The organism is Streptomyces adustus, from assembly GCF_009377175.1.
Classification (GTDB): Bacteria; Actinomycetota; Actinomycetes; order Streptomycetales; family Streptomycetaceae; genus Streptomyces; species Streptomyces adustus.
In genome coordinates, this window is record NZ_VJZD01000341.1 from 1 (window position 1) to 8,084 (window position 8,084).

5 protein-coding genes are annotated in these 8,084 nt (G+C 73.2%); 3 read left to right on the plus strand and 2 right to left on the minus strand.

The genetic code is table 11. The annotated features are described in order from the left end of the window. Positions 1-152: 152 nt before the first annotated feature. Together FNH09_RS42515 and FNH09_RS42520 are read right to left on the minus strand one after the other, a co-directional pair. Positions 153-830 (minus strand): DUF4232 domain-containing protein, encoded by a 678-nt coding sequence (locus FNH09_RS42515; protein WP_202919875.1) that lies wholly within the window; start codon positions 828-830, stop codon positions 153-155. Between the two features lie 70 nt (positions 831-900). Further along, positions 901-3,285 carry a SpoIIE family protein phosphatase gene (locus FNH09_RS42520; protein ID WP_152895217.1) on the minus strand — a complete coding sequence of 795 codons (2,385 nt, stop codon included), beginning with the start codon at positions 3,283-3,285 and terminating at the stop codon, positions 901-903. 276 nt (positions 3,286-3,561) lie between these two features. On the opposite strand from FNH09_RS42520, the gene FNH09_RS42525 reads away from it, so the two are divergent. From FNH09_RS42525 to FNH09_RS42535, 3 genes are all read left to right on the plus strand, one after another. Beyond that, positions 3,562-6,657 (plus strand): glycoside hydrolase family 2 TIM barrel-domain containing protein, encoded by a 3,096-nt coding sequence (locus FNH09_RS42525; RefSeq protein WP_152895218.1) that lies wholly within the window; start codon positions 3,562-3,564, stop codon positions 6,655-6,657. Positions 6,658-6,889: 232 nt separating this feature from the next. Continuing rightward, positions 6,890-7,135 (plus strand): hypothetical protein, encoded by a 246-nt coding sequence (locus FNH09_RS42530; RefSeq protein ID WP_152895220.1) that lies wholly within the window; start codon positions 6,890-6,892, stop codon positions 7,133-7,135. Positions 7,136-7,138: 3 nt separating this feature from the next. Next, on the plus strand, positions 7,139-7,516 hold the full coding sequence (locus FNH09_RS42535; RefSeq protein ID WP_152895219.1) for a toxin Doc: 378 nt from the start codon (positions 7,139-7,141) through the stop codon (positions 7,514-7,516). Positions 7,517-8,084: the final 568 nt, after the last annotated feature.

Below are 8,084 nucleotides of genomic sequence, written 5' to 3' on the forward strand. Positions count from 1 at the left end.
GGCTACGGCTATGGCGGGGGCGGCTACGGCAGGGGCGGCGGCGGCCGCCGCTGACCGGCCCGGGTGGTCGGGACCGGGCGCGGGCGGTCCGGGGCGGCCCGCGCCGCCGCTCGCGCGGGCGACGGCGGGCGGGACGCGCGTCGGAGGGGTCCTCAGGCGCCGCGGCCGGCGCTGAACACGGTCAGGAACACCGACGAGGCGTTGCCGGCCACCGGGACCTTCCCGGCCGTCCAGTGCACCGTGAGCGGGTCCCGCTCGTCGGGCGGGGTGACGAGCAGCGAGGACGGGATCGCCGTGCTCGCCTCGCTGATCCCGGGGTTGGCGAACGTCAGCCCGGCCCAGGCGCTCTGTCCCGGGGCCAGCGTGACGGTGGTGGGCGTCTGGCCGGACGTGCGTTTCGGGTCCGGTCCGACCTGCCGGCCCGCGCCGTCCAGGAACGCGGCGCCGGGGAAGCCGTGCAGCGTGCAGGTGTGTGGGGAGCTGTTGGTGAGGACGATCGGGAAGTTCTCCTGCCCGGCCCCCGGATTGTCGCGGCCGACCGAGGCACGCAGCTGCGAGGTGTGACAGCGGGTCCCGTCCGCGGGGCCGGTCGCGCGGCCACCGGTCGCGCCGGGGGTCGCCCCCGCCGCCGTACCGGTTGACGTACCCGTCGCGGTACTCGCCGTCGTGCGGGCCGCCGTGCTCGTCGTGGTGTCCCGCGCGGTGTCGGTGCGGCCGGCCGCGGGCCGGGACGCGGTTGGTGTGCCGTCGGCGGCGGAGCAGGCGGTCGCCGACCCCAGCAGCGCGAGCGCGCACAGCAGCGCGGTGGAGAGGCTCTTCGACTGTGGCATGTACATCGGGTGCCCTCTCTCGATGGTCCGACGCGGTCGCCGGCCGGAGTCCGCCCGGTTCGGCCGGAACTCAGCTCTCCTCGTACAGCGCCAGCTCCGCCCAGATCGTCTTGCCGTCGGTGGTGTGCCGGCTGCCCCAGCGCTGGGTGAGCTGGGCGACCAGCAGCAGACCCCGGCCGCCCTCGTCCCAGGTCTTCGCGCGGCGCAGGTGCGGGGCCGTGTGGCTGGTGTCGGAGACCTCGCAGATCAGTGTGGCCGCATCGTGGATCAGCCGCAGCCTGATCGGACGGGCGCCGTACCGGATGGCGTTGGTGACCAGCTCGCTGACCACCAGTTCCGCGGTGAACGCGGCCTCGCTCAGCCCCCACAGCGCCAGCTGCTCGACGACCTGCTTGCGGGTCCGGGCGACGAGCGCGGGATCGGCCGGGATGTCCCAGGTCGCGACCTGGGAGGGGGACAGTCCCTGGGTGCGGGCCAGCAGCAGGGCCACGTCGTCGCCGGCCCCGCCCGGCGGCAGCAGCGTGCGCAGGATCCGGTCGCAGGTCTCGTCCAGGGATCCCGTGTGCGCCGCCAGCGCCTCGACCAGCAGCCCGTGCCCGGCCTCCATGTCGAGCTCGCGGGACTCGACCAGCCCGTCTGTGTAGAAGGCCAGGACGCTGCCCTCGGGCAGGTACAGCTCGGTCGACTCGAAGGGCAGCCCGCCCAGGCCGAGCGGCGGGCCGCTGGGCAGGTCGACCCGTTGCGGCGTCCCGCCCGGCGGCAGGATCACCGGCGGCGGGTGTCCGGCGCGGGCGAGCGTGCAGCGCCGGGAGACCGGGTCGTACACCGCGTAGAGACAGGTGGCGCCGACCTCGCCGGGGCGGCCTTCGCCGCCGGAGTCCGCGGACAGCCGCAGCACCAGGTCGTCGAGGTGGGTGAGCAGCTCGTCGGGGGCCAGGTCGATGTCCGCGAGGGTGCGTACGGCGGTGCGCAGCCGACCCATGGTGGCCGAGGCCTGGATGCCGTGGCCCACGACGTCTCCGACGACCAGGGCGACCCGCATCCCGGACAGCTGGATCACGTCGAACCAGTCGCCGCCCACCCCGGCCCTGGCCGCCGGAAGGTAGCGGGAGGAGGCCGTGACGGCCGCGGTCCGCGGCAGGGTGCGGGGCAGCAGACTGCGTTGCAGCGCGAGGGCCGTCTCGCGCTCGCGCGAGTACCTGCGGGCGTTGTCGATGCACACGGCGGCCCGCGCGGTCACCTCCTCCGCCAGCAGCACGTCGTCGGAGGTGAAGGGGTCCGGCCGCCGGAACCGGGTGAGGATCGCCACGCCGAGCGTCGTGCCGCGGGCCTGGATCGGCACCGCCATGGTGGAGTGGACGCCGAGCTCGGTGACCGCTCCGCCGCGGGCGTCGTCCCAGGTCAGCCACTGGTTCAGCGAGCCGCCCGCGACCGTCGCGGCGATCGTGCGGCCCGCCACGAGCGCGTCGGCCTGGGGCGATCCGGCCGGGTAGGCCTGGGTGTCGCCCGGCTTGACCACGGCCTCGGGCGTCCCCGGGCGCAGCGACCGGTGGGCGGCCCGGCGCAGTTCGGCGGGGGCGGCGAACGGCCCCGGCGGCTCGCCGCCCGGATCGTGCGGATCCAGCAGGTCCACGCTGACGAAATCGGCGAGGGCCGGCACACAGACCTCCGTCAGCTCCTGCGCGGTCCGCGTGACGTCGAGGGTGGTGCCGATCCGCATGCTCGCCTCGTTGACGAGTTGCAGCCGTTCGCGGGCGAGATGGCTCTCGGTGAGGTCGTGGACGGCCAGGCACACGCCCCGCACCCGGCCCTCGGCGTCGGCGACCGGAGCCATCCGGGCCAGCCAGGCACGGGCCCGGCCCTCCCCGCCGGTGCGCAGATACGACCTGCTGTCCAGCGGGCGGCCCGTGACGAGCACCTGGAGCAGTTGTGCCTCCAGCTCCGCACTGTGGGGTCTGCCGCCGATCTCGGAGACCCGCAGGCCCCGGAGTCGTTCCTCGGGCAGGCCCAGCACCTCCGCCATGGCCTGGTTGGCGTGCCGCAGCCGCAGCCGGTCGTCGTAGACCGCGACCGCGCACGGGGCCTGGACCAGCGCGTCCAAAGCCAGCGTGGGATCCGTGGCCGGCCGGTCGGCGGTCTCCAGCGGGGTGACGACCAGCCAGTGACCGGGCTCGCCGTCCTGCGGCCGCCGGTGGTGGGCGAGCAGCCACACCGGCAGGGCGCGGCCGTCGCGGTGGCGCAGCGTGACCGTCCCGTACCAGCGTCCACCGGCCGAGGCGGGCGCCGGCTGGCTGTCGCCGTCGGCCAGCAGCCGGGCGGCCGGCCGCCCGACGACCTCGGCCGCCTCCCAGCCGAGCAGCTGCCGGGCTCCCGCGTTCCATGAGCTCACGGTGCCGTCACCGGCGATGACAGCCCGTGCCGTCGCGGCATCGTCGAACGGGTAGTCCGGGGTCATCGTCGCCACTCCATTGCGCGCACTCACAGTGACAAGCGGGTCACTTGAGCTTCCAGCCTAGTGCGTACGGCTCCCGTGGGGACCGTGACGCCGGACGCGGGATGCTCCGGCCGCGGCGAAGTTCCGGCCCCGGCGTGCGGCGCACGGGACGCCGCGAGCGGAAGAGCCCCGACGAACTCTTGACGCGGCGGGGTGACCCGGCATCAGATTCTGTTTGTTCGCGATCAGTTGTGAGTACTTCTGGGCTTTGATGAGCTTTGATGAAGGAGAGTCGTCATGACGGTCACGCGCAGATCGGTCCTGCTCGCCACCGCGGCCGCACCGGCCGCCGGAGCGCTGTCGGGTACCGCGCAGGCCTGGGCCGCCGAGGCGGGCGGCCACTCCGGCCGCCGTACGGTCCCCCTGCGCGACGGCTGGCGCTTCGCGCTGGTCGACCCGGGCGGACTCACCGACCCGACGGGCGCGTACGCCGACGCCGCCGACCCCGGCCACGACGACTCGTCGTGGCGCAGGGTGGCCGTGCCCCACGACTGGAGCATCGAGCAGACCCCCACCACCGAGCACGGCACCACCTCCGGCACCGGCTTCCTGCCCGGCGGCCTCGGCTGGTACCGCCTCGCCTTCACCCTGCCCCCGGCCCTGGCCGGGCGGCGGATCTCGGTGGAGTTCGACGGCGTCTACATGGACGCGTACGTCTACTGCAACGGCACCGAGGTCGGCCGACATCCCTACGGCTACACGGGCTTCGCCCTCGACCTCACCGACCGCGTGCACACCGACGGCACCACCGAGAACGTCCTCGCGGTCAAGGTGCAGAACCAGTTGCCCAGCAGCCGCTGGTACTCGGGCAGCGGCATCTACCGCGAGGCCCGCCTGGTCGTCACCGAACCGGTGCACGTGGCCCGCTGGGGCACCCAGGTCACCACGCCGGAGGTCACCGCCGAGCGCGCCGTCGTACGGGTGCGCACCCAGGTGGTCAACGCCTCGGGCGCCGCCGCCGACGTCGAGGTCCTCTCGCGGATCGTCGCCCCCGGCGGCCGGACGGTCGCCCGTAGAGCCACCACGGTCGCCGCCCCGGCCGCGGCGGCCGGCGCCGTCACCGAGACCCATGAACTCATCGTTCCCGAGCCGAAGTTGTGGGACTTCGCCGCTCCCCACCGCTACACCCTGGAGACCGAACTGCGGGTCGCGGGCGAGCGGACCGACACCTGCCGCACCTCCTTCGGCATCCGCACCTTCCGCTTCGACCCGGACGAGGGCTTCCACCTCAACGGCGTCCACGCCAAGATCAAGGGCGTCGACCTGCACCACGACCTCGGCGCGCTGGGCGCCGCGGTCAGCGCCGACGCCGTCCGCCGCCAGATGACCCTGATGAAGTCGATGGGCGTCAACGCCTTCCGCACCTCCCACAACCCGCCCTCGCCGCAGATGATCGAGGTCTGCGAGGAGTTGGGCATCGTGATGATGGTGGAGGCGTTCGACTGCTGGCGCACCGGCAAGACGCGCTACGACTACGGCCGGTTCTTCGACGAGTGGTGCGAGAAGGACGCCACTGAGATGGTCCTCGCGGCCCGCAACTCGCCCGCCGTGGTGCTGTGGTCCATCGGCAACGAGATCCCCGACTCCACCGCCACCGCCGGACTCGCCATGGCCGACCGCATCATCGCGGCGATCCGGGCCGCCGACGACACCCGCCCGCTGGTCATCGGCTCCGACAAATACCGGCGGCTGCCCGCCAAGGGCTCCGCAGCCGATCTCATGCTGGCCAAGCTGGACGGACTCGGCCTCAACTACAACACCGCGCAGTCCGTGGACGCCCTGCACGCGGCCTACCCGCACCTCTTCCTCTTCGAGTCCGAGTCGTCGTCGGAGACCTCGACGCGCGGCGCGTACCAGGAGCCGGAGCACCTCAACACCGGCGAGAACCACACCCCGGGCCGACGGGCGACCTCCTCCTACGACAACAACCTCGCCTCCTGGACCATGAGCGGCGAGTACGGGCACAAGAAGGACCGGGACCGGAAGTGGTTCGCGGGCCAGTTCCTGTGGTCGGGCATCGACTACATCGGCGAGCCCACGCCGTACAACGTGTTCCCGGTGAAGGCGTCCTTCTTCGGCGCGATGGACACGGCCGGCTTCCCGAAGGACATGTACCACCTCTTCCGCAGCCAGTGGACCGACGAGCCGATGGTCCACCTGCTGCCGACGACCTGGAACCACGAGCCGGGCGACACCGTCGAGGTGTGGGCGTACGCCAACGTGGACACCGTCGAGCTGTTCCTGAACGGCAAGTCGCTCGGCACCCGGACGTTCGACACCAAGACGACCACCGACGGCCGTACCTATCTGGAGACCACCGAGGCGACCGGCGACGACAAGACCTTCACCGGCGGCCCCTGGCCGGGCAGTTACACCAGCCCGAACGGCAGCGCGGGCAAACTCCACCTCGTCTGGCGGGTGGCCTGGGCGCCGGGCGAGCTGAAGGCGGTGGCGCGGCGCGGCCGCAAGGTGGTCGCCACCGACGTCCTGCGCACGGCCGGCACCCCGCACGCCCTGCGGCTCACCCCGGACCGCACCTCCCTCGCCGCGGACGGGCGTTCGCTGGTGTTCGTGACCGCGGAGGTGGTCGACGCCCGGGGCGTGGTGGTGCCGGACGCCGAGGACCTGATCACCTTCGAGGTGAAGGGCGGCTCCCTCGCCGGGCTCGACAACGGCCGCCAGGAGAGCGCCGAGCGCTACCAGGCCAGCACCCGCACCGCCTTCCACGGCAAGGCCCTGGCCATCGTGCGCTCCGGCACCGGGGAGGGCCCGCTGAAGGTCACGGCGCACGCGGACGGCCTGCGCCCGGACACCACGGTCGTGCGCACCACCCGGGCCCGCTCGGCGGCGACCACCCCGGCGGCGCGGTTCACCCCCGAGGCGCCGGCCCCGACCGACTACCCCCACGCGGACGCCGGTTACTCCGGCCGAGCCGACACGCTCCCGGCCGCGATGCTGGACGGCGACCCGGCCACCGGCTGGTCCAACGCCTTCGTGAAGTCGGCGACGGCCCTGCTCCCGGCGTTCAGCGGCGCGCGTCCCGCGGACTGGGTCACCGTGGACTGGGGCCGGGCACGGACCTTCGACCGGGTCGCGGTGTCCTTCACCGAGGACGCCACGCACACACCGCCCGCCGCGGTCGAGGTCGCGGTCTGGGACGGCGGCCGGTACGTGCCGGTGACCGGGGTGTCCGTCGACCGGGCCACCGCCTCCGACGCCCCGACGCTGATCACCTTCGACGCGGTGACCGGCTCCCGGCTGCGGCTCACCCTGACCAGCGCACATCCGGGGGAGGCCCGAGGGGCGGTACGGATCAGCCGACTTGACGCCTAGGACAGTGCGCCGTGGGTGTCCGGACGGGACGGTCCCGTCCGGACACCCACGGCCGATGCCGATGCTGCCGCTGCCGCTGCCGCTGCCGCTGCCGCTGCCGGTGACCCGGACCGGGGACCGCGTGGGCTCGCGCCGGGTCCCCAAGGTCCCACACGGCCCTTGGGTACCGCAGGCATGTGCCTTTGACCTGCGGATATTTACGGGAAAGTGGCTGCGCGGTACCGTGAGATGCATGCCAGCTCTCAACGTGGAGTTCAGCGACCGCGAGCTAGAGGACCTGCGGCAGATCGCCAAGGAACGCGGTACGTCGATGAAGGCGCTCGTGCGCGAGGCCGCCGCGGCCGACATAGCCCGGCACCGGGCGCTCCAGGAGGGAGCGGAGGCGTTCCGCCGGTTCTTCGCCACCCACGCCGAGGAGTTCGCGGCCGCCTTCCCCGACGACGAACCGCCCGCCAAGAGTGAGGGGCGGGCCGCCTGACCGATGGCCCCCGTCATCCATATCGACGTGCCCTGGCTGCTTCAGCGCCATGAGGAAGTACTGCCCGACCAGCCCACCGTCAACGACTTCTCCGCGCTGGTGGCCGCCGTCGCCCGGCACCGGGTCGACCCGCCCCGGCTCGGCGTCGACTCGGACCCCGCCTGGCGTGCCGCCGCGCTGCTGCACACCCTCGCCCTGCTGAAACCCCTGCCGACGGCAAACGCGCGTTTCGCCTGTGCGACCGCCGTCGCCTACATGTTCGTCAGCGGTGTCGGTATCGACCCGCCCTACGGCGCCCTCGTCGATCTCGCCCGCGACCTGATGGGCGGCAAGACCGACGTCTACGGCGCGGCCGACCGGCTGCGCTCCTGGCAGCTCTGATCCCCAGGCCCCCAGAGCCTGGCTGACCATTCCCGCCTCCCCCGGGAATGGTCGGCCAGGCTCCAGGGCCCCGGGGCCGCCGGCCGAGGGCGGACGGAACAGGGCCGGCGGCCGTTTCGCGCGGAAGAGCCGCCGTCCCGCGCGGGGCCTCCGAGGAGAGGCCGGGGTCCAGTCCACCGCATTGGCCCCCTGTGCCGGGAGAGTGCGCGGAGCACCGGAGTGTGCGCGCGTTTCACACGGGGCGCAGGATTCCCGAATGCGTACACATGGGGCGCGAGTTGGCGCGCTATCTGACTATTTGTCAAAGAGGCGGTTGTTGTTCGTGCGGCTTGTTGCGCACGAGTGAGTTGTGTAAGGCTGAAGGACCCGTGCGGGGGGCCACGGCCGGTCTCGATCGCCCTTCGGTGAAACGGGGCCGGTGCACGCCCGGCGAATTCGCTCTCCCGCACCCACCCGAAAGGTACGCGGCGACCCCGCGATCTCCTGGGGTGACCAGAAGTTCTGTGTGCTCACGCGCGCATGGGAAGGAATCCGCTCAGTGCCCACCCCCCACCCCCCTCGTCCGCCC

Coding starts and splice junctions, on each gene's coding strand:
- FNH09_RS42520 (WP_152895217.1), bottom strand. CDS start 3,285: ATGACCCCGGACTACCCGTTCGACGATGCCGCGACGGCACGGGCTGTC.
- FNH09_RS42515 (WP_202919875.1), bottom strand. CDS start 830: ATGCCACAGTCGAAGAGCCTCTCCACCGCGCTGCTGTGCGCGCTCGCG.
- FNH09_RS42525 (WP_152895218.1), top strand. CDS start 3,562: ATGACGGTCACGCGCAGATCGGTCCTGCTCGCCACCGCGGCCGCACCG.
- FNH09_RS42535 (WP_152895219.1), top strand. CDS start 7,139: ATGGCCCCCGTCATCCATATCGACGTGCCCTGGCTGCTTCAGCGCCAT.
- FNH09_RS42530 (WP_152895220.1), top strand. CDS start 6,890: ATGCCAGCTCTCAACGTGGAGTTCAGCGACCGCGAGCTAGAGGACCTG.